At 57.3% G+C, this 18,923-nt stretch carries 25 protein-coding genes; 15 read left to right on the forward strand and 10 right to left on the reverse strand.

Going from position 1 to position 18,923, the window contains the following annotated elements; all coding sequences use genetic code 11:
• Window positions 1–19 precede the first annotated feature (19 nt).
• The 4 genes from flgE to flgB are packed head-to-tail and all read right to left on the reverse strand — an operon-like array spanning window position 20 to window position 2,810.
• Window positions 20–1,276 (reverse strand): flagellar hook protein FlgE, encoded by a 1,257-nt coding sequence (gene flgE / locus J1C59_RS11750; protein ID WP_128085688.1) that lies wholly within the window; start codon window positions 1,274–1,276, stop codon window positions 20–22.
• A gap of 26 nt (window positions 1,277–1,302) precedes the next feature.
• The gene (gene flgD, locus J1C59_RS11755; RefSeq protein ID WP_128085687.1) at window positions 1,303–1,977 is read right to left on the reverse strand and encodes a flagellar hook assembly protein FlgD; all 675 of its coding nucleotides are present in this window, start codon (window positions 1,975–1,977) and stop codon (window positions 1,303–1,305) included.
• Between the two features lie 12 nt (window positions 1,978–1,989).
• The gene (gene flgC, locus J1C59_RS11760; protein ID WP_128085686.1) at window positions 1,990–2,394 is read right to left on the reverse strand and encodes a flagellar basal body rod protein FlgC; all 405 of its coding nucleotides are present in this window, start codon (window positions 2,392–2,394) and stop codon (window positions 1,990–1,992) included.
• A gap of 2 nt (window positions 2,395–2,396) precedes the next feature.
• On the reverse strand, window positions 2,397–2,810 hold the full coding sequence (gene flgB / locus J1C59_RS11765) for a flagellar basal body rod protein FlgB (RefSeq protein ID WP_128085685.1): 414 nt from the start codon (window positions 2,808–2,810) through the stop codon (window positions 2,397–2,399).
• A gap of 154 nt (window positions 2,811–2,964) precedes the next feature.
• Here flgB and flgA point away from each other — a divergent pair, with 154 nt between their 5' ends.
• From flgA to flgN, 3 genes are all read left to right on the forward strand, one after another.
• Entirely contained in the window at window positions 2,965–3,624 is a 660-nt protein-coding gene (gene flgA, locus J1C59_RS11770; protein ID WP_128085684.1) for a flagellar basal body P-ring formation chaperone FlgA, read from the forward strand.
• Window positions 3,625–3,728: 104 nt separating this feature from the next.
• On the forward strand, window positions 3,729–4,031 hold the full coding sequence (gene flgM, locus J1C59_RS11775; protein WP_128085683.1) for a flagellar biosynthesis anti-sigma factor FlgM: 303 nt from the start codon (window positions 3,729–3,731) through the stop codon (window positions 4,029–4,031).
• 5 nt (window positions 4,032–4,036) lie between these two features.
• A complete protein-coding gene (gene flgN / locus J1C59_RS11780) occupies window positions 4,037–4,468 on the forward strand; it encodes a flagellar export chaperone FlgN (RefSeq protein WP_128085682.1) in 432 nt (143 codons plus the stop codon).
• 61 nt (window positions 4,469–4,529) lie between these two features.
• Here the strand turns inward: flgN and murJ are convergent, their stop codons facing one another.
• The 4 genes from murJ to rimJ form a co-directional block, all read right to left on the reverse strand.
• Window positions 4,530–6,068 carry a murein biosynthesis integral membrane protein MurJ gene (murJ, locus tag J1C59_RS11785; RefSeq protein ID WP_128085681.1) on the reverse strand — a complete coding sequence of 513 codons (1,539 nt, stop codon included), beginning with the start codon at window positions 6,066–6,068 and terminating at the stop codon, window positions 4,530–4,532.
• A gap of 121 nt (window positions 6,069–6,189) precedes the next feature.
• Window positions 6,190–7,110: a Gfo/Idh/MocA family protein gene (locus tag J1C59_RS11790; RefSeq protein WP_128085680.1), complete on the reverse strand. Its 921-nt coding sequence runs from the start codon at window positions 7,108–7,110 to the stop codon at window positions 6,190–6,192.
• A 1-nt stretch (window position 7,111) separates the two neighbouring features.
• Window positions 7,112–7,750, reverse strand: coding sequence for a DUF480 domain-containing protein (locus J1C59_RS11795; RefSeq protein ID WP_128085679.1), 639 nt, complete (start codon window positions 7,748–7,750; stop codon window positions 7,112–7,114).
• Between the two features lie 13 nt (window positions 7,751–7,763).
• A complete protein-coding gene (rimJ, locus tag J1C59_RS11800) occupies window positions 7,764–8,357 on the reverse strand; it encodes a ribosomal protein S5-alanine N-acetyltransferase (RefSeq protein ID WP_111138623.1) in 594 nt (197 codons plus the stop codon).
• Between the two features lie 275 nt (window positions 8,358–8,632).
• Here rimJ and grxB point away from each other — a divergent pair, with 275 nt between their 5' ends.
• The 9 genes from grxB (at window position 8,633) to J1C59_RS11845 (ending at window position 15,007) form a co-directional block, all read left to right on the forward strand.
• On the forward strand, window positions 8,633–9,280 hold the full coding sequence (gene grxB, locus J1C59_RS11805; RefSeq protein WP_128085678.1) for a glutaredoxin 2: 648 nt from the start codon (window positions 8,633–8,635) through the stop codon (window positions 9,278–9,280).
• A gap of 113 nt (window positions 9,281–9,393) precedes the next feature.
• Window positions 9,394–9,957 (forward strand): lipoprotein, encoded by a 564-nt coding sequence (locus tag J1C59_RS11810; RefSeq protein WP_128085677.1) that lies wholly within the window; start codon window positions 9,394–9,396, stop codon window positions 9,955–9,957.
• A 134-nt stretch (window positions 9,958–10,091) separates the two neighbouring features.
• Window positions 10,092–11,135, forward strand: coding sequence for a dihydroorotase (pyrC, locus tag J1C59_RS11815; RefSeq protein WP_128085676.1), 1,044 nt, complete (start codon window positions 10,092–10,094; stop codon window positions 11,133–11,135).
• Window positions 11,136–11,197: 62 nt separating this feature from the next.
• The gene (gene dinI, locus J1C59_RS11820) at window positions 11,198–11,443 is read left to right on the forward strand and encodes a DNA damage-inducible protein I (protein ID WP_111138619.1); all 246 of its coding nucleotides are present in this window, start codon (window positions 11,198–11,200) and stop codon (window positions 11,441–11,443) included.
• A 146-nt stretch (window positions 11,444–11,589) separates the two neighbouring features.
• Window positions 11,590–11,862 carry a hypothetical protein gene (locus J1C59_RS11825; protein ID WP_128085675.1) on the forward strand — a complete coding sequence of 91 codons (273 nt, stop codon included), beginning with the start codon at window positions 11,590–11,592 and terminating at the stop codon, window positions 11,860–11,862.
• 237 nt (window positions 11,863–12,099) lie between these two features.
• Window positions 12,100–12,351 (forward strand): biofilm formation regulator BssS, encoded by a 252-nt coding sequence (gene bssS / locus J1C59_RS11830; protein ID WP_128085674.1) that lies wholly within the window; start codon window positions 12,100–12,102, stop codon window positions 12,349–12,351.
• A gap of 94 nt (window positions 12,352–12,445) precedes the next feature.
• Complete coding sequence (gene solA / locus J1C59_RS11835; RefSeq protein WP_128085673.1) at window positions 12,446–13,558, forward strand: N-methyl-L-tryptophan oxidase; 1,113 nt, start codon at window positions 12,446–12,448, stop codon at window positions 13,556–13,558.
• Window positions 13,559–13,854: 296 nt separating this feature from the next.
• Entirely contained in the window at window positions 13,855–14,430 is a 576-nt protein-coding gene (locus tag J1C59_RS11840; protein WP_128085672.1) for a cytochrome b, read from the forward strand.
• Between the two features lies 1 nt (window position 14,431).
• Window positions 14,432–15,007 carry a YceI family protein gene (locus J1C59_RS11845; protein ID WP_128085671.1) on the forward strand — a complete coding sequence of 192 codons (576 nt, stop codon included), beginning with the start codon at window positions 14,432–14,434 and terminating at the stop codon, window positions 15,005–15,007.
• 39 nt (window positions 15,008–15,046) lie between these two features.
• On the opposite strand, the gene trhO is transcribed toward J1C59_RS11845, so the two are convergent.
• A complete protein-coding gene (gene trhO, locus J1C59_RS11850; RefSeq protein WP_128085670.1) occupies window positions 15,047–16,096 on the reverse strand; it encodes an oxygen-dependent tRNA uridine(34) hydroxylase TrhO in 1,050 nt (349 codons plus the stop codon).
• A 253-nt stretch (window positions 16,097–16,349) separates the two neighbouring features.
• Here trhO and J1C59_RS11855 point away from each other — a divergent pair, with 253 nt between their 5' ends.
• The 3 genes from J1C59_RS11855 to J1C59_RS11865 all read left to right on the forward strand — a co-directional run bounded on the left by J1C59_RS11855 (window position 16,350) and on the right by J1C59_RS11865 (window position 18,616).
• A complete protein-coding gene (locus J1C59_RS11855; RefSeq protein ID WP_111138612.1) occupies window positions 16,350–17,273 on the forward strand; it encodes a Kdo(2)-lipid IV(A) acyltransferase in 924 nt (307 codons plus the stop codon).
• Window positions 17,274–17,816: 543 nt separating this feature from the next.
• Window positions 17,817–18,083: a hypothetical protein gene (locus J1C59_RS11860; RefSeq protein WP_128085669.1), complete on the forward strand. Its 267-nt coding sequence runs from the start codon at window positions 17,817–17,819 to the stop codon at window positions 18,081–18,083.
• Window positions 18,084–18,214: 131 nt separating this feature from the next.
• Window positions 18,215–18,616 carry a MysB family protein gene (locus tag J1C59_RS11865; RefSeq protein ID WP_111138610.1) on the forward strand — a complete coding sequence of 134 codons (402 nt, stop codon included), beginning with the start codon at window positions 18,215–18,217 and terminating at the stop codon, window positions 18,614–18,616.
• On the opposite strand, the gene J1C59_RS11870 is transcribed toward J1C59_RS11865, so the two are convergent.
• Window positions 18,607–18,846, reverse strand: coding sequence for a YceK/YidQ family lipoprotein (locus tag J1C59_RS11870; protein ID WP_128085668.1), 240 nt, complete (start codon window positions 18,844–18,846; stop codon window positions 18,607–18,609). The genes J1C59_RS11865 and J1C59_RS11870 overlap by 10 nt on opposite strands.
• Window positions 18,847–18,923 lie beyond the last annotated feature (77 nt).

Here is an 18,923-nt window from a genome sequence, read left to right on the forward strand (position 1 = left end):
AGGCAATCCTGTTAGCGAATTAACGTAAGTTAACCAGCGTGTTGAGAATCTGGTCCTGAGTTTTGATGGTCTGCGCGTTCGCCTGATAGTTACGCTGCGCAACGATCATGTTCACCAGCTCTTTACTCATATCGACGTTGGACGATTCCAGCGCGCCCGCCGTCAGTGAACCAAAGGTGCCGGTGTTCGCCAGGCCAACCGCTGCCTGACCGGAGGCGTTCGAAGCCTGCCAGACGTTGTCGCCCTTCGACTGCAGACCTTCCGGGTTAGAGAAGCTCGCCAGTACGATCTGACCCAGCAGCTGGGTTTTCTGGTTTGAGTAGGTGCCGGTGATGGTGCCGTCATCGTTGATCGCGTAGCTGGTCAGATCGCCTGGCGCATAGCCATCCTGAGTCGGGCTGCCAAAGGTAGTGGCGCCGGTGTTCTGCTGCAGGCTGCCCAGCATGCTCATGCTGATTGGCTGGTTCGCGACCGCACCGTTGGCGCCGCCCGCGTTCAGCGTCAGGCCGACGGTGCCATCTGTGGTAGTGCTGACAACTGCGCCGCTGGCGTCCAGCTTAGAAACGCTGGTCAGCTTACCGCTGGTGTCAAACGCCATGCGGAAGTCACCCGCCGAGCTGCCGGTTTCGCCATCGATGGTGCGCACGGTCCAGCTGTTGCTGGTGGCATCTTTCGAGAAATACATGTCGAGCGCGTGGTCATTACCCTGCGAGTCGAACACGGTCACGGTGGTTTTCTTGTTGTAGCTGTCCGCGTTCGCCGTCGAGAAGGTGGTGACGGAAGGCGTGGTATCCGTGGAGTTCAGGTTAGCAACCAGACCGGCGGTGGTCGTGGCACGCGCGGACATCTGCTCGGTTGGAATACGCAGCGCCACCGGGTTCGCACCCGCCTGAATGGTGGCCGGTGAACCGCTGGCCGGATAGCCGGTCACGTTCAGGCCCTGGGTGTTGACCAGGTTACGGTTGGCATCCAGCGTGAACTGGCCGTTACGGGAATAGAAGACGCCGCCGCTGCTGTCGGTCATACGGAAGAAGCCGTTACCGCTCAGCGCCACATCCAGCCCACGGCTGGTGGTGGTGGTCGCACCGTCGTTGAAGTTCTGAATGACCGCCGCGACTTTGGTGCCGAGGCCGACGTTAGAACCGGCAAACATATCGGCGAACGCGATGGTGCTGGATTTAAAGCCCGCTGTCGCGGAGTTGGCGATGTTGTTACCGATGACATCAAGGTTACTTGAAGCAGCACCAAGGCCGCTGACCGCTTGGGAAAATGACATGTGTGTGTGTCCTGTCTACAGGTTAATCAGAGAATCTGACGTACGTCGTCAAGGGTGGCGGAGCCCATGGTGCCGAGATCCAGTTTTGTGGTGTCGTTGGCCGTACTCACCCCGTTGACGTAGGCGTAGTTAAGCGGTTGTGCCACCAGTTGTGTGCTGCCATTGCTTGCGGCAATCGCAACAGTGTATTTACCATCCGGAGCGGCAGAGCCATCGGTGAGCTTGCCATCCCACGAGAAGGTGTGAACGCCTGCGCTCAGCGCACCCAGATCGACGGTGTCGATCACGGAACCGCTGGCATCCTTGATTGTGGCGGTAGCCGCAGTCGAGGCGGAGGTCAGCTCAACGCCAAAGGGGGTGGTGGTGCCCTGGCCGACCAGGATCTGCCCGCCATTAACCATCACGCCATGACCAATCAGCGTGGAGCTCTGCAGCGACTGGCTGGTGTTGATCTGCCCGGAGATCGAACCCAGCGTGGTGTTCAGTTTTTCAATGCCGCTCAGGGTATTGATCTGCGCCAGCTGCGTGGTGAGCTGGCTGTTATCCATCGGATTGGTGGGATCCTGGTTCTGTAACTGTGTCACCAGCATGGTCAGGAACTGATTCTGCAGATCCTGCGCACTGTTACCGGTGCCGCTGGTGCTGGATGAGCTGAGGACCGTGGGGTCCAGCTTTTCATTAACGCCTACCGCAATAGCCATTATTCTTCTCCGTTATTGTCCGAGCGTCAGGGTTTTCATCATCATCGACTTCACGGTGTTGAGTACCTCAACGTTGGCCTGGTAACTGCGGGACGCCGACATGGTGTTGACGCTTTCCGAGACCACATCCACGTTTGGCATCTTCACGTAGCCTTTGGCATCCGCCATCGGATTGCCCGGGTCGTAGACCAGCTTCGGCGGCGTGGGATCATCCACCACTTTCGCCACTTTCACGCCACCGGTCGCAGCGCCAGGCGCCGCATCGGTCTGGAAGACCACCTGCTTGGCCACGTAAGGTTTGCCATCGGGGCCGGTGACGCTGTCGGCGTTGGCCAGGTTACTGGCACTGACGTTTAATCGCTGTGATTGCGCGGTCATCGCTGAGCCGGCAATGTCAAAAATGTTCAGCAAGGCCATAATTATTGCCCTTGTAACACGCTCATCATGCCTTTGATCTGGCTGCTGATGAGGGTGAGGTCGGTTTGATATTTCAGGCTGTTATCCGCGAACTGGGTACGTTCACGGTCCATATCTACGGTGTTACCGTCGGCAGAAGGCTGATCGGGGATCCGATAAAGCATGTCCATCGAGGGCGCACTGTTGGTCTGTGCTTCAATGTGACGGGCTGACGTGACTTTTAACGCCATGCTGCTGCCTTCCGCACGACCGTTGGACATCACCCGACTCAGCTCGCTGGCAAAGTCGATATCCCGGGCCTGATAGCCAGGGGTATCGGCGTTGGCAATGTTTGACGCCAGGATCTCCTGACGCTGAGCACGCAGGTTGAGGGCCTCGGTTCCAAATTTCAGCGCCGCATCCAGTTTGTCGAGCATGTTTCCTCCGCAAATGAGAATTTCGAGCTGGCAGCTTAATTTGAAAAAGCAAGAGGTCATCGTCTGAATAACGCCTCAAATGACCGCTATTTTGACTCTTGAGGATTTTCGGGACGGGGTACACTCGTCGGCATTATCTGTGAGGAGATGCAAAATGCGTCGATATCTGACTCTGCTGACCAGCCTGCTGGTTGCAATCGCCCTGCCGGCGTCTGCCGGGGATCTCACGGCACAACTAAATCAGTTTTTTAAAGCGCGTGACGTGCAGCATGCGGCGGGCATGGAGGTGGTGATTCGCACCCCACAGGAGCAGTGGCCCGCCTGTGAGTCGCCGCAGTTCAGCCTGCCGGGCAACAGCCGGCTCTGGGGCAATATGAGCGTGGCGGCCAACTGCGGTGAGAACCGCCGTTACCTTCAGGTGCAGGTTCAGGTAACGGGCACCTATCTGGTGGCGACCCGTCTGCTGAGCCGTGGCAGCAGCGTCAGCGAGAGCGACTTCACGCTGCAGACGGGCCGCCTGGACACTCTGCCCGCCCGCGCCCTGCTGAACAGCGACGCCGTCGCCGATGCCGTGGTGCTGCGCGATATTCAGCCCGGCCAGCCGATTAACCCCTCCACGCTGCGTCAGCCGTGGCGGGTCAAGGCCGGTCAGAACGTGATTGTGATTGCCAGCGGCGACGGTTTTGATGCCAGTGGCGAGGGGCAGGCGCTGAACAACGCCGCCCGTTCGCAGTGGGTGCGGGTGAGGATGGGAAATGGCCAGATTGTCAGCGGTAAGGTGCGCGAGGATGGGAATATTCTTATAACGCTGTAAAGTGTTAAAGAAGCCCCTCATGCTGCCGATAGAAGAATCAACAAAGCGATTACGCTATTATGATTCAGGTGGCAGACTTCCCCTGACCCTACAGGAGCCCGAATATGAGCATTGACAGAACGCAACCTCTGAAACCCGCCAGCACCGTACAGAGCCGTGACACCAGCGAGCCTGGCAGCAGCAAGGTGCGTCAGAGTGCCAGCCCGGTCGCGAGCGCACCGGCGGCAGCCCAGGTCAGCCTGAGCAGCGCACAGTCACAGCTGATGCAGCCGAGCAGCAAAGACATTAACGTCGAGCGCGTTGAACAACTGAAAACCGCCATTCGCAATGGCGAACTGAAGATGGATACCGGCAAAATCGCTGATGCGCTGATTGCCGACACGAAGGCGTATTTAGAGGGTAATTAATTCCCATGAGTAATTTGCAGACCACATTAGATAAGATGCAGGATGTCCTGGCGTCGCTCTCCGCTGTGCTGGAAGAAGAGCAGCAGCAGCTGGCAGCCGGCAGCATCAACAGTCATCTGTTGCAGCGTATCACCGAAGATAAGAGCGCGTTGCTGACGACGCTGAACTATCTGGATGAGATGCGCCGGACCGCCGAACAAAGTCAGGCGACATCCGCACCTTATCGTGGTCAGAACGACATGGCGCGCCGCTGGGAAACTATTCAGCAGCACTCCCGTCGTCTGCAGGATGCCAACGTGCATAATGGCCTGCTGCTGCAACATCAGATCCGCTACACCGAACAGGCGCTGGAAGTGCTGAAGCCGCATCAGACGCAGGCCTTTTACGGCCCGGATGGCCGGGGAAAAGGTCAGGCGACCCTGAGTCGTAAAGCCTGAAATCCGGACATAAAAAATCCCGCCTGATGCGGGATTTTTTATTATCTGCTTTCGGAGCGGGTTACACCGCCGTGCGGCGGGCGTAATCGCGCAGCCGGAAGCCCAGCAGCCCCAGCGCGAGGAAGTACGCGCCACCGCCGACCGCACAGACCGCCGCCAGACGCAGCAGGCGCCACAGCATCGAGCCCTGCTCCCAGGCTGGCATCCACTGCAGCATCGCAAACAGCGCCCCTGCCATCGCCACTACTGCAATCAGCAGACGGATCAGGAAGCTGCTCCAGCCTGGCTGCGGCATAAAGATCTTCCGCTTACGCAGCTGCCAGTAGAGCAGCGCCGCATTCAGGCACGCCGCCAGACCGATGGACAGCGACAGGCCCGCATGTTTTAACGGCCCGATAAACGCCAGGTTCATCATCTGCGTCATGATCAGCGTAATGATGGCGATCTTAACCGGGGTTTTGATGTCCTGACGGGAGTAGAAGCCCGGCGCCAGCACTTTCACCACGATCAGGCCCATCAGGCCGACTGAATAGGCGATCAGGGCGCGCTGCGTCATGGCGGCATCAAACGCCGTGAATTTACCGTACTGGAACAGCGCCACGGTCAGCGGACCGGAGAGCATCCCCAGCGCCACCGCGCTGGGCAGCGCCAGCAGGAAGCAGAGGCGCAGGCCCCAGTCCATCAGCCGTGAATACTCATCGTGATTGCCGCTGGCAAAACTCTTGGCCAGCGACGGCAGCAGGATGGTGCCCAGCGCCACGCCCAGCACTCCCGACGGGAACTCCATCAGGCGATCCGCGTAGTACATCCAGGAGACCGATCCGGAGACCAGAAACGAGGCGAAGATGGTGTTGATAATCAGCGAGATCTGGCTGACAGAGACGCCCAGAATGGCCGGCCCCATCTGACGCATCACGCGCCAGACGCCCGCATCGCGCAGGTTCAGGCGCGGCAGGACCAGCATGCCGAGCTTTTTCAGGTGAGGCAGCTGATAGCCGAGCTGCAGCACCCCACCCGCGACAACCGCCCAGGCCAGCGCCATGACCGGCGGATGGAAGTGCGGTGCGGCAAACAGGGCAAACCCGATCATGCTGACGTTCAGCAGGGTCGGCGCAAAAGCGGGCACCGAAAAGCGGTTCCAGGTGTTCAGCACCGCCCCCGCCAGCGACGCCAGCGAAATCAGCATGATGTAAGGAAAGGTGACCCGCAGCAGCGAACTGGTCAGGGCAAACTTGTCTGCGCTGTCGGCGAAACCCGGTGCCGTCACCATGATAACCCAGGGCGCCGCAATCATGCCCGCCACGGTCACCAGCGCCAGGGCCAGCGTCAGCAGACCGGAGACATACGCCAGGAACAGTTTTGTCGCCTCGTCGCCCTGCTTGCTTTTGTATTCGGCCAGAATGGGCACAAAGGCCTGGGAAAAGGCGCCTTCGGCGAAGATACGCCGCAGCAGGTTAGGCAGTTTAAAGGCAACAAAGAAGGCATCGGTCGCCATGCCGGCGCCAAACACCCGCGCCACAATGGCATCACGGGCAAAGCCCAGAACGCGGGAAAACAGGGTCATGGAACTGACCGCTGCCAGCGATTTCAACAGATTCATAATTGACGGCGCATCCTGAAAAGAATCGGCAAAAAAGAAGAATTAGCGCGGACACCAGAAGATGCCCGGCGACAGTCTACTGCCACAGCCGGAAATGACCAGCACGGAGTGTTACAAGGCGTTATTCACGGGTGGCATCGCGCCACAGTTTTTCCACCACGCGCTGCGCCATCAGCGCCTGCTCGCCGCTGGTCTCAGGCTTCGTCTGATTTTGTACGCAGTCGATGAAATGGTGCGCGGCTCCGCTGAAACCCCGCTGAGCCAGATGGCTTTGCCAGGCGGGCGGCGGCACGATCAGCAGCTTGCCGTCCTGCTCTTCCTGCCAGTCGCGCATCTCGCTGATGTCGATACACTTTCCGTCACACACCGCGCTGACCCGTTCGCGCTGGCTGCCCGCACGACGGTGCATGCTGGTTGTGATCGACAGGCCTGCCAGCGAGAAGTGATGTTCGGCGTAGAGCATCTGCCCCTGATCGTTGGTGTCGATGCGCCCCTGCACCTCGCGGAGGGGGCGGCCGCCCAGCCAGAGTGCGGTGTCCACCACATGCAGGTAGTCGTCGAGCAGGGTAAAGCGCAGATCCTGCGGCCCGACGCTGTCGCTGCGATGCTTTTCAACCCGAAGCGACGTCGCGCCTGCCATATCGGCCCGCAGTTGCTGATAGCGCGGGGCGAAACGGCGGTTAAACGCCACCATCAGTTTTCGCTGCCGTTTCTCCGCCAGCGCCACCAGCGCCTCGGCCTGCTCCAGCGTGTCGGCCAGCGGTTTATCGACGCAGACATCCTTTCCTGCCAGCAGCAGCGCCCTGACCACCTCATAGTGGGTGGCGGTACTGCTGTGGACAAAGACCGCATCGCAGGCCGCCGCCAGGTCATTCAGCGAACCGAAACACTGCATGCGATAGCTGTCGCAGATCGGGCGGGCTTTGGCCTGATTCGGCGAAAAGGCACCCACCAGCGTCCAGTCCGTGGCCGCCGTCAGCACCGGCAGCCAGGCTTTCTGCGCAATCCCGCCGAGCCCCACTACGCCAATACGTACGCTCATCTCAGCTCTCCGGTGACAGCAGTTGATCAAGTCGGGCCTGAAGCCGGGCGACCTGGGTTTCCAGCGTGGCGACGCGCGCCGCCAGATCGTCCTGAGTCTCCGCTGACTCCGCAGACGGGGGCGTCTCACTGACATCACCCAGCAGATGCATAAAGCGGCTTTCGCGCTTGCCCGGCTCACGCGCCAGTCGCATCACCTGCGCACTGTCGTCGCGCTGCATCAGCGCCTCCAGCGTCTGTTCGACTTCGCTGACCTCGCGGAAGTCGTGCAGCCGTCCGCTGCGGGTACGCAGCTCACCCGGCGTCTGCGGCCCGCGCAGTAAAAGCAGCGTGAGGATGGCAACTTCGGCGCTGTTGAGCTTCAGCGCGCCAAAGGCGGAGTTGCAGAAACGCTGCCCGTACTTCACGACCCGCTGTCCGGCGGCGCTGCTGGCGGTGATGAGATGCCGCTTCTCCAGCTGATCGAGCTGATCCTGCACCTCACTCTCGCTCAGCTCCATCACCGGCTCGCGGTTCGATTTCTGGTTGCAGGCCACCACCACCCCATTGAGTGACAGCGGATACTGCTCCGGCGTGGTGACCTGCTTCTCCAGCAGGCAACCCAGCACCCGCTGCGCCTGCGCCGATAAAGCCATCTTCATGTTCGCATCCTCATTAGTGTCCACGCCGGTCAGGCGTCCATTCCCGCTGGGTTAAGGCCGTCAGTACATGATCCTGCCAGCGCCCGTCGATCAGCAGATAATCTTTCGCGTAGCCCTCTTTTTCAAACCCGAGCCGCGCCAGCAGATCGCCGCTGCGCTGATTGTGCGGCATATAGTTAGCCATGATGCGATGCATATGCTGCTGGCGCTGCATATAGCGGATAGCCGCCTGCAGCGCTTCAAACATCAGCCCCTGGCCCTGCCACTTTTCGCCCAGTGAATAGCCGAGGTAACAGGCGTGAAAGGAGCCGCGCAGCACGTTGCTGAAGTTCGCCACGCCCCGTACTTCGGTTTCTTCGCTGTCCATCAGAATGAAATAGAAGGCCGACCCCTGCTTGTGCAGGTCGGTAATCAGGCCGAGTCGCGCCTGCCAGCCAGAGGGATAACAGTGGCTGTCATCGCGCACCGGCTCCCACGGTTTGAGAAAAAGGCGGTTTTCCGCATAGTAATCTGCCATTCGCCAGGCATCACGTTCGTGAACCAGACGGACCACCAGCCGATCGGTGGTTAAGCGCACCCTGGGCGCGGCAGAACGATAGCCAAACATCCTGACTCCTGAAATCAATGGCCGATAGAGATGAGCCGTCATTACCCGGCCTTCACTATAACCGCCACCCGGGCTACGGTAAAACGTTACCGCGGTTTTGCCGTAAAGCGATTGATTTCGCACGCTTATCGCCACCTGCGGCGGTGAGGCCGCTGGCCGCCCACGCCCCCCGGTTTGCCCTGTCCGCTAATCTCTTCCATACTTTTTACGGGCCCGAAAAACAGGATGATTTGATTCACTCTGTTAAACCTAAACCTGTCACACGGGAGATCAGGATGAAGCTCTATATCTATGACCACTGCCCTTTCTGCGTGAAAGCGCGCATGATTTTTGGTCTGAAAAATGTGCCGGTTGAGCTGGTAGTGATGCTCAACGACGATGAAGAGACGCCAGTCCGTCTGGTCGGCAAAAAAATGGTGCCGATTCTGCAGAAGCAGGATGGCAGCGCCATGCCGGAGAGCATGGAGATTGTTCATTACGTGGATCAACAGGATCACGCGCCGCTGATCACCGGCGCGCTGAATCCGGCCATCGCCGACTGGCTGCGTCACATGAACAGCTACGTCAATAAGCTGCTGCTGCCACGCATTGCGGAGGCGGCGTTTGCCGAATTTGCCACGCCAGAGGCGCGCGACTATTTCCGCACGAAAAAGCAGGCGAGCATTGGCGACTTTGCCGCACTGAAGAGCCATTCAGCCGGACTGATTAAGAATGTCAGCGACGACCTGCGCAAGCTCGACAGGCTCATCGTCCAGCCCAACGCGGTCAACGGCGAGCTGTCGGAAGACGATTTTAACCTCTTCCCCCTGCTGCGCTCGCTGACGCTGGTGGCCGGTATCGACTGGCCCGCCCGGGTCGCCGACTATCGCGATAACATGGCCAAACAGACCCAGGTCAATCTGCTCTCCTCCATCGCCCACTGAGCCGCCAGATGAGAGACGCTGCGGCGTTTCTCATCCCTTTCCTGATGACACCCGCGCCACATTCAGGCAGGCTATGGCCTGTTTACTGGCTCTGATATTCAGGATATCGATCGATGAAAAAGGCTTTTTTCGGGCTCACTGCCCTGCTGTTCGCCCTGCTGCTGAGTGGCTGTAATCAGCTGACGCAATACACCATCAGCGAACAGGACGTTAACCAGGCGCTGCAGAAGCACAACAACTATGAGAAAGATATTGGCGTTGCCGGGCTGGTTAACGCGCATATCGTGCTGAACAATCTCAGCAGCCAGATCGGCCGCGAAGAGCCGGGCAAAGTGACCCTCTCCGGCAGTGCCAAAATCAACGTCACCTCGCTGTTCGGGCCACAGCAGGCCGATATGCAGCTGAAGATGCGGGCACAGCCAATCTACGATCCGCAGCAGGGCGCCATCTATCTGCGCGATCTGGAGATTACCGATGCGCAGGTGGCACCGGAAAAAATGGCCGCGATCATGAAGACGCTGACCCCCTACCTGAATCAGTCGCTCAAGAGCTATTTTGATCAGAAACCGGCCTACGTGCTCAGCGCCGACCGCAGCAAGGGCGAGTCGCTGGCGAAGAAGTTCGCGAAAGGGCTGGAAGTGAAGCCCGGCGAGCTGGTGATCCCCTTTACTGAGTAACAGTGAATACCGCGCCTCTGGCGCGGTTTTTCGTTGCCTGCATAAAAAGCAGGTGCAAACGGTTGCCTGAATCCTTATGCTTAGACCCCGGCCAAAACACGCCTTTTGTTTTCTCTTCTGCCGGAGCTTCACTGATGACAGCACACCCTCAGCAACTTACCCTGCGTCGCCCTGACGACTGGCATATTCATCTGCGCGACGATGAGATGCTTCACACGGTCCTGCCCTATACCAGCGCGGTGAATGGCCGGGCCATTGTGATGCCAAACCTGGTGCCGCCGGTGACCAGCATCGCGGCGGGTGAAGCCTATCGCGACCGTATTCTGGCGGCGCTGCCGGCCGATCATAAGTTTACCCCGCTGATGACCTGCTATCTGACCGACTCTCTCGATCCGGATGAGCTTGAGCGCGGTTTCACCGCCGGTCTGTTTACCGCGGCGAAACTCTATCCGGCGCACGCAACCACCAACTCCAGCCACGGCGTGACCGACATCGCCTCGATTGCGCGGGTGCTGGATCGTATGCAGACGCTGGGAATGCCGCTGCTGGTACACGGAGAGGTGACCGCAGCGCATATCGATATCTTTGACCGCGAAGCGCGCTTTATCGAAACGGTGATGGTGCCACTGCGCCGCCAGTTTCCGGCGCTGAAAGTGGTGATGGAGCACATCACGACCCAGGACGCCGCGGACTACGTTGCCGCCGCCGATGAGAACCTGGGCGCGACCATTACCCCGCAGCACCTGATGTTTAACCGCAACCATATGCTGGTCGGCGGTATCCGTCCGCATCTCTACTGCCTGCCGATCCTCAAGCGCAACGTGCATCAGGAGGCGCTGCGCAAGGTGGTGGCGAGCGGCCATCCGCGCTTTTTCCTCGGCACCGATACCGCCCCGCATCTGCGCCATCTCAAAGAGTCCAGCTGTGGCTGTGCTGGCGTATTTAATGCGCCAACGTCGCTGCCCGCTTACGCCACCGTGTTTGAAGAGCTGGGGGCGCTGGAGCACTTTGAGGCGTTCTGTTCGGAGAATGGGCCGCGTTTTTATGGCCTGCCGCTGAATGAAGGCACCATCACGCTGGTGCGTGAAACCTGGCAGGTGCCGGACACCCTCGCCCTGGGCAGTCACTCGCTGGTGCCGTTCCTGGCCGGTGAGACGCTGAACTGGCGCGTCGCATAATTTTTCTTGCCTCCGGCCGCTGGATACTGTAAATATATACAGTACCTGAACCGGAGGCTGTTATGCGCGTTGAAATTACCGTATCCAATACCCGACCTCTTCCTGCTGGTGCGATCGAAGCGTTAAGCGACGAACTGTCGCGCCGCATCGATGAACAGTTCCCTGACTCGACCAATCACGTCAAGGTGCGTTACGCCAGTACCAACAATCTCAGCGTGCTGGGCGGTGGAAAAGAGACGCGCGACCAGATCAGCGAGATCCTGCAGCAGACGTGGGAGAGCGCTGACGACTGGTTCATTACTGATTAACCGCCACTGTGCTTTTTTTTCCGGGTGTCGCCACCCGGTTTTTTTATCTTTTCTCCCCTCTCGCACTTCCCCCGCCCAGCATCTAGACTCTGAATGATCAATGCCCTATGCTTGCGCTCGTCATGCATAACAGGAGATGCGACACCATGACTACTGATAAACCGGAAGAGGCGATGACCTTTGGTGAGTTGCTGGCACTGATTGGCGACCAGCAGCGTCGTTTAACGGTGCTGGAAAATGCCTTTTCCAGTCTGATGTTCTGTCTTGACGATCGGGCCAGCCAGCTGCTGGCGCACAACCTGTCGCTGGAAGCTCAGAACCAGAATCACGATGAGCAGCTTCAGCAGCACTTTGCCCGACTGGCAGAGAGCGTGCAGAAACGCAGCGGCGGCATCGTACCGGAAAGCCCCACGCTCTGATCAGGCTTTATCCGCTTTTTGCCTGTCCATTGAATCATGATAAAAATGCCTGCCCGTCAGGCATTTTATTTTTCATCTTCGGCCTGTTAAACACGAATGTTCTGTGAGAAGCTGACTCACGGCACTTTTTAAACAGTGATGCCCGGGTTTACTGTTATAATTGTTTCTCGACTGGAAGAAAAAAGCCGCATTGAACCTCACCATGCACTTCGTTTAACGAGTAATAAGGAGGTTATAATGGACAGAAAAGACGTGATTCAGACTCACCCGCTGGTGGGCTGGGATATCAGTACCGTTGACAGTTATGACGCCATGATGATCCGCCTGCACTCGTTATCGTCGCAGGATCAGAAAGAAGAAGAAGCGGATGTTGGCCCGACCTACTGGCTGACAACGGATGTGGCAAGGCAGTTTATCTCGATCCTCGAAGCGGGGATTGCCAAGATAGAATCAGCCGAGCAGATAGAACGACTCCTTAATAAGCATTAACTTCTGCCACATCAGACAGGCACCCTCAGGGGTGCCTTTTTCGTTTCTGTTTCTGGTATGCTTTTGATTATCTGACTCTTAGAGCGTGGTTACCATGATTTATGATCTTATTGTCGTTGGCAGCGGCTCGGTGGGCGCGGCGGCCGGCTACTATGCCACCCAGGCGGGTTTATCGGTGCTGATGATCGACAGCGCCCACCCTCCCCACCAGCAGGGCACCCATCATGGCGAGAGCCGGCTGATCCGCCACGCCTATGGTGAAGGCGAACGCTATGTGCCGCTGGTGCTGCGGGCGCAGACGCTGTGGGATGAGCTGGAGCAGCAGGCTGGTGAACGCATCATGCATCGCAGCGGCGTGCTGAACCTGGCCCCGCTTGAGTCGCCGTTTATCCGTAACGTCATCGACAGCGCTACCCGCTGGCAGCTCAATATTCAGGTCATGCAGCCCGATGAGGTGCGCAAACGCTGGCCGCAGATTAACGTGCCAGAAGGCTATCTGGGCGTCTTCGAACCGCAGTCCGGTTTTCTGAAATGCGAACAGGCGGTGCGCAGCTGGATCCAGCTGGCCGAACAGGCGGGCTGTGCGCAGCTGTTCAACTGCCCGGTTTCCGCGCTGGGCCGCGACGGCGATCTGCAGCAGGTCACCACGCTGGATGGCATCTACCGGGGCCGCAAAATGCTGGTCAGCGCGGGCACCTGGGTGGGAAAACTGGTTCCGGATCTGCCGGTCGCCCCGACCCGCAAAGTGTTCGCCTGGTATCAGGCCGACGGCCGCTACAGTGAAAATAATCAGTTCCCCGGCTTTACCGTGGAGATGCGCGACGGCAGCCAGTTCTACGGCTTCCCGGCGGATAACAACGCCCTGAAAGTGGGCCGTCATGATGGCGGCCAGCGGATGCAGCAACCCGAAGATCGCAGACCCTTTGGCACCGTCGCCTCCGATGGCAGCGAAGCCTTCAGCTTCCTGCGGCAGTTTTTACCCGGCGTGGGTGTCTGTCTGCACGGTGAAGCGTGCAGCTATGACTTCAGCCCGGATGAAGACTTTATTATCGACACCCTGCCAGGTGAACCCGATCGCCTGGTGATTACCGGCCTCAGCGGACACGGCTTTAAGTTTGCCAGCGTACTAGGGGAGCTGGCGGCAGAATTTGCTCAGGCGAAACCCTTCTCCTTCGATTTAACGCCGTTCCGCCTCTCCCGCTTCTGATGCCGCAGCCGGAGGGGATCGCCGCGATCCCTTCCGGCTGACAAAGATTGACGAAACCTGAATAGACCTGACAGATAAGGGCACGGCGTTATGGCCCGTAATGTTAATTCCCCCCTATTTTCGTTGACCGCCCCCCGGACTGGAAAATTCTCATTCAATAATATTGCGCGTTATCCGGCGTTTTATTCAGTCTTTTATTCCGCCGCGCGGAAATTTATAGAAGCGTAAGGACGATTGCTTTTATATTTCATAATGTAGATGCTTATTTCATATTATTTCCCTGCGAACGCATCATTATGTTAATACGGAATACCTCTCATCAGTTCGGACTGATTGCGGTTCTGCTGCACTGGTCAATGGCGCTGGCAATATATGCCATGTTTGCGCTGGGATTATGGATGGTCGGCCTCGGCTATTACGACAGCTGGTATCACGACGCCCCGGAGATCCATAAAAGCATTGGCGTGATCCTGTTTCTGACGCTGATGGTTCGCCTGCTGTGGCGCGTTATTTCCCCGCCGCCAAAACCGCTGAGCAGTTATTCGCCGCTGGTGCGCATCAGCGCCGTGGTGGCGCACCTGCTGCTCTACACCCTGCTGCTGGCGATTCTGATTAGCGGCTATCTGATCTCCACCGCGGACGGAAAGCCTGTTGCCGTTTTTAACCTCTTTACTCTGCCCGCTCTGTTCAGCGGTGCGGGCGAACAGGCCGATCTGGCGGGCGACATTCATCTCTGGCTCGCCTGGACGGTGGTTATGCTTTCGGTTCTGCATGGTCTCGCGGCGCTGAAACACCATTTTATCGACCGCGATAGCACCCTGAAACGGATGTCCGGTTACCCCCTCTCCACTCTCCTTGAAAAGGATAAATAATATGTTCAGGAAAACGTTACTGGCGATGACCAGCGCCAGCCTGCTGCTCGGTTCACTGAGCGCCCATGCGGCGGACTACAAAATCGACAAGGAGGGCCAGCACGCCTTTATCCAGTTCCGTATTCAGCATCTCGGTTACAGCTGGCTGTATGGCACCTTTAAAACGTTCGATGGCCGCTTTACCTTTGATGAGAAGAATCCCGCGGCAGACAAGGTGGAGGTGACGATTGACACCGCCAGCGTCGATACCAATCACGCCGAGCGTGACAAGCATCTGCGCAGCGCAGACTTCCTGAACAGCAGCAAAAACCCGCAGGCGACCTTCAAATCCACAGCGGTGAAAAAAGAGGGTGATGAACTGGAGATTACCGGCGATCTGACCCTGAACGGCGTGACGAAACCGGTGACGCTGGAGGCGAAAATGCTGGGCGAAGGAAAAGATCCGTGGGGCGGTTACCGCGCAGGCTTTGAGGCCGAGGGTGAAATTACCCTCAAGGATTTCAATATTACCAAAGACCTGGGGCCGGCTTCACAGAAGGTTCAGCTGATGATCTCGGTGGAAGGGGTCCGTCAGTAAAACGGCAAGCCGCCTGAAGCGCACTTCAGGCGGCCACGCTTATTTCTTCTGTGGCGCGGGAATCGTCATGCTTAACAGGCCACGGGACTTGTTAAAGATCTTATTACCGTTCTCGCGTCCTGCCCGGCGGGCACGCTGCTCTTCCGGCGAGAGTTTAGCCTCTTCCTGACAGAGCGGGCTGCAGCAGTTTTCAAACTTCTCTGCACAGCGCTGACACTGAATAAACAGCAGGTGACAGCCGTCATTCACGCAGTTGACGTGGGTATCGCAGGGTTCACCGCACTGATGGCAGTTCGACAGCACATCATCGGAGATCCGCTCGCCCATACGCTCATCGAACACGAAGTTTTTGCCTTTGAAGCGAACCGGTAACCCCTGCTCACGGGCACGGCGGGCATACTCGATGATACCGCCTTCGACGTGGTAGACATCCTCAAAACCGTTATGACGCATCCAGGCGCTCGCCTTTTCACAGCGGATCCCGCCGGTGCAGTACATCACGATCTTTTTGTCTTTCTTATCCTTCAGCATATCAACTGCCATCGGCAGCTGATCGCGGAAGGTGTCGGCAGGCACTTCCAGCGCGTTGTCGAAGCGGCCCACTTCATATTCGTAGTGGTTGCGCATATCCACAAACAGCGCATCAGGATCGTCCAGCATGGCGTTAACGTCGGCCGCTTTCAGGTACTGGCCTACGTCGCTGGCATCGAACGTCTCATCCTCAATCCCATCGGCAACGATGCGATCGCGCACTTTCAGACGCAGTACCCAGAACGATTTCCCATCATCGTCCAGGGCGATGTTCATCCGCAGATTGTCCAGCGACGGATCGAACGCATAGAGCCACGCTTTCATCTTCTCATACTGGCTGGCGGGCACGCTGATCTGCGCGTTGATGCCTTCATGCGCCACATAGACGCGGCCAAAGACCTTGAGTGCGGTCAGGCCCACATAGAGCGCGTCGCGAAAGGCTTTCGGATCGGCAATCTGAAAATACTTGTAAAAAGAGACTGTAGTGCGCGGCTCGGTTTCAGCCAGCATGCGCGCTTTCAGCTCTTTATTGGAAACGAGGTTATGTAACACTGGCATGGTGTTCTTTCCTGTTATCAATAGGTGAAATTTAGCGGCAACATGATACCTGATTTCACCCGGATGCAAAGGCCGGTGTCAGGAATGATTGTCAGTTGCTGTTTTTATCATCACTCCTTCACTGCCGGTATTCGCCACGCAGTCGTCTGTGCTGTCACCGATATTTATGCGCACGTTAAAAACTGGCACAATGGCGGAAATTAACGAAATATCAGCACCGCACGGTGCGCGACGCAGGAAAATTAACCTTCATATGACTCAGTTGCCTCAGTTTTCACGAGAACTGCTTCACCCACGCTATTGGCTGGCCTGGCTGGGTGTCGCTTCTCTTTATCTTTTGGTGCTACTTCCTTATCCCCTGCTCTATGTTCTCGGCTGTAATATTGGCCGTATCGGGATGCGTTTTATGAAGCGCCGCGTCAGCATCGCCCGCCGGAATCTGGAATTAACCTTCCCGGATATGCCGGTCAATGAGCGCGAAGCGATGATCAAGCACAATTTCGAATCGGTCGGCATGGGCCTGATTGAAACCGGTATGGCGTGGTTCTGGCCCGACTGGCGGATCAATAAATGGCATAAGCCTTCAGGTCTGGAGCATATTCAGCAGGCCCACGACAGCCAGCGCGGCATACTGCTTATCGGCATGCACTTTCTGACACTGGAAATTGGCGCGCGTATGTTTGGTATCCACAATCCGGGGATTGGCGTCTACCGTCCGAATGACAACAAGCTGATCGACTGGCTGCAGGTCAAAGGCAGAATGCGCTCGAACAAGAGCATGATCGATCGTAAAGATCTCAAGGGAATGATCCGCGCCCTGAAGCAGGGTGAGATCATCTGGTACGCACCGGATCACGATTATGGCCCGCGCAGCAGCGTCTTTGTGCCCTTCTTTGCCGTGGAAAAAGCCGCCACCACGGTCGGTACGCATCTGCTGATCCGCACCGGTAAACCCGCCGTCATCCCTTTCGTGCCCCGTCGTCTGCCTGACGGTCGCGGCTATGAACTGATGATTCTGCCTGACATCAGCGGTGAATTTACCCTGGAAAGCGACGAAGTGACCGCCGCCAGGATGAATAAAGTGGTTGAGGAAGGCGTGCTGCTGGCACCTGAACAGTACATGTGGCTCCACCGCCGTTTCAAAACGCGTCCGGAAGGCGAACCTTCACGCTACTAGTCTCTGTTCGCGCTAAATGGCTGAACGCCATTTAGCGCGTTTCTGATCTCCCTGCCTGCTAAATAAAACAGTCGCGCCCTCTTCCGCTTTTTTCGGCGCGCGGCAGCAGCGCCACGCATTAATCCAGATCCGGTCAATTCTTCTCCCCGTTCCCCGATTAAAATTACGGTCACTTATCAATTCAGAATAGCGCAGGCGGCATACGTGCCTTTTCGTTTTTTATTCATTATGGTTTCTGCAGAATATATCGATTTTATTCTGGCGCTGATTATTTCCGGTGCCAGGCCTAATCCTATTTAGCCGCGCTTAATGGTATCCCGTCTCTTATGAATGACTGAAAATTAACTTATTTTACAGAGGATTGCTGACGTGATTTGACTTATATTCCATTTCACAATTATTTAACAGTCCGATAGACCGTTATGGCATTTGAAGAAAGTTATCGTTCCCGGTAATTTCTGGCTGAACAGTCAGGCGTTTAACGGTTCTGACAGAATTATAAAAAAAGATCACACACAGCAAACCTCTAACGGGACAGATAATATGAACAAAGGTCTCTACTATTACGTGACTATCGGTACCGATCAGGAAAATTATCACTTCCTTCATCGTAAAGGCTGTAAGCGGATGCCTGATAAAGAGGCGGTTATCTTTATCGGTACGTTATATAACCTGAGCCAGGCGCTTTCCATCGCCCGCATTAATTTCAGGAAGGTGAAGCCCTGTATCAAATGCTGTATCCGCTACTCGGCGCCCGTGATCCATGAGTCTGTTCAGCCGGTTCTGCACTTTCCGCAAAAGATGATCTGATGCCCGCTGACGGGAAATGGCTTATTTCCCGTCAGTTGCACTGCCCGCGCCTTTCCCTCCCCTGAATTTCGTCTATCCTTCACTGAAATCAAATCAACCCGCAGTCAATGAACCCGTAAAGGAGAAGCGCAATGAGCATGTACAGTACGTTAGAGGAAGCCATTGATGCTGCACGTGAAGAGTTCCTCGCGAATCACCCGGAGCTTGAGGAAGAGGATGCGTCGATCAGCCAGTTTGGTCTGCAGAAGTATGTGATGCAGGATGGCGATATCATGTGGCAGGCCGAGTTCCTGGAAGATGAAGGCGATACCGGGGAGTGCATGCCCTACCGCAGCGGTGAAGCCGCTCAGGCCATTTTCGATGCTGACTTTGATGAAGTGGAGCTGCGTCAGGAGTGGTTAGCGGAAAATACCCTGCACGAGTGGGATGACGGCGAGTTTCAGCTTGAGCCGCCGCTGGACACCGAAGAGGGTGAAGCCGCGGCCCAGGAGTGGGAAGACGATAACAGCGATTCCGACCGCAGCTACTCGTAAGGCCCGTGCCGGGCATCCACAGGGAGCAACAGGGTGTCCACCACCAGCGACAGCGGCAGGTCGAGGATCGTCAGGATCCGCCATCCGCTGTCGCGGACGTCCCACTGCACGCCGGGATAGTACTGATTACCGTGCCCCTGCCCCGGAAAAGTCCGGCTGATGATACTGCCGCACCCGCTCAGGCAGATCACCGCCACACCGATAACGCCCGCTTTAATCAACCCGTTCACCACTGATATCCGCCCCAGACAGCCGTTGAGATTGTCACGCGCGCTGCGGTGACGGTCAGCCCACAATCTACCACTGT

The organism is Pantoea deleyi (assembly GCF_022647325.1).
GTDB classification, from domain to species: Bacteria; Pseudomonadota; Gammaproteobacteria; order Enterobacterales; family Enterobacteriaceae; genus Pantoea; species Pantoea deleyi.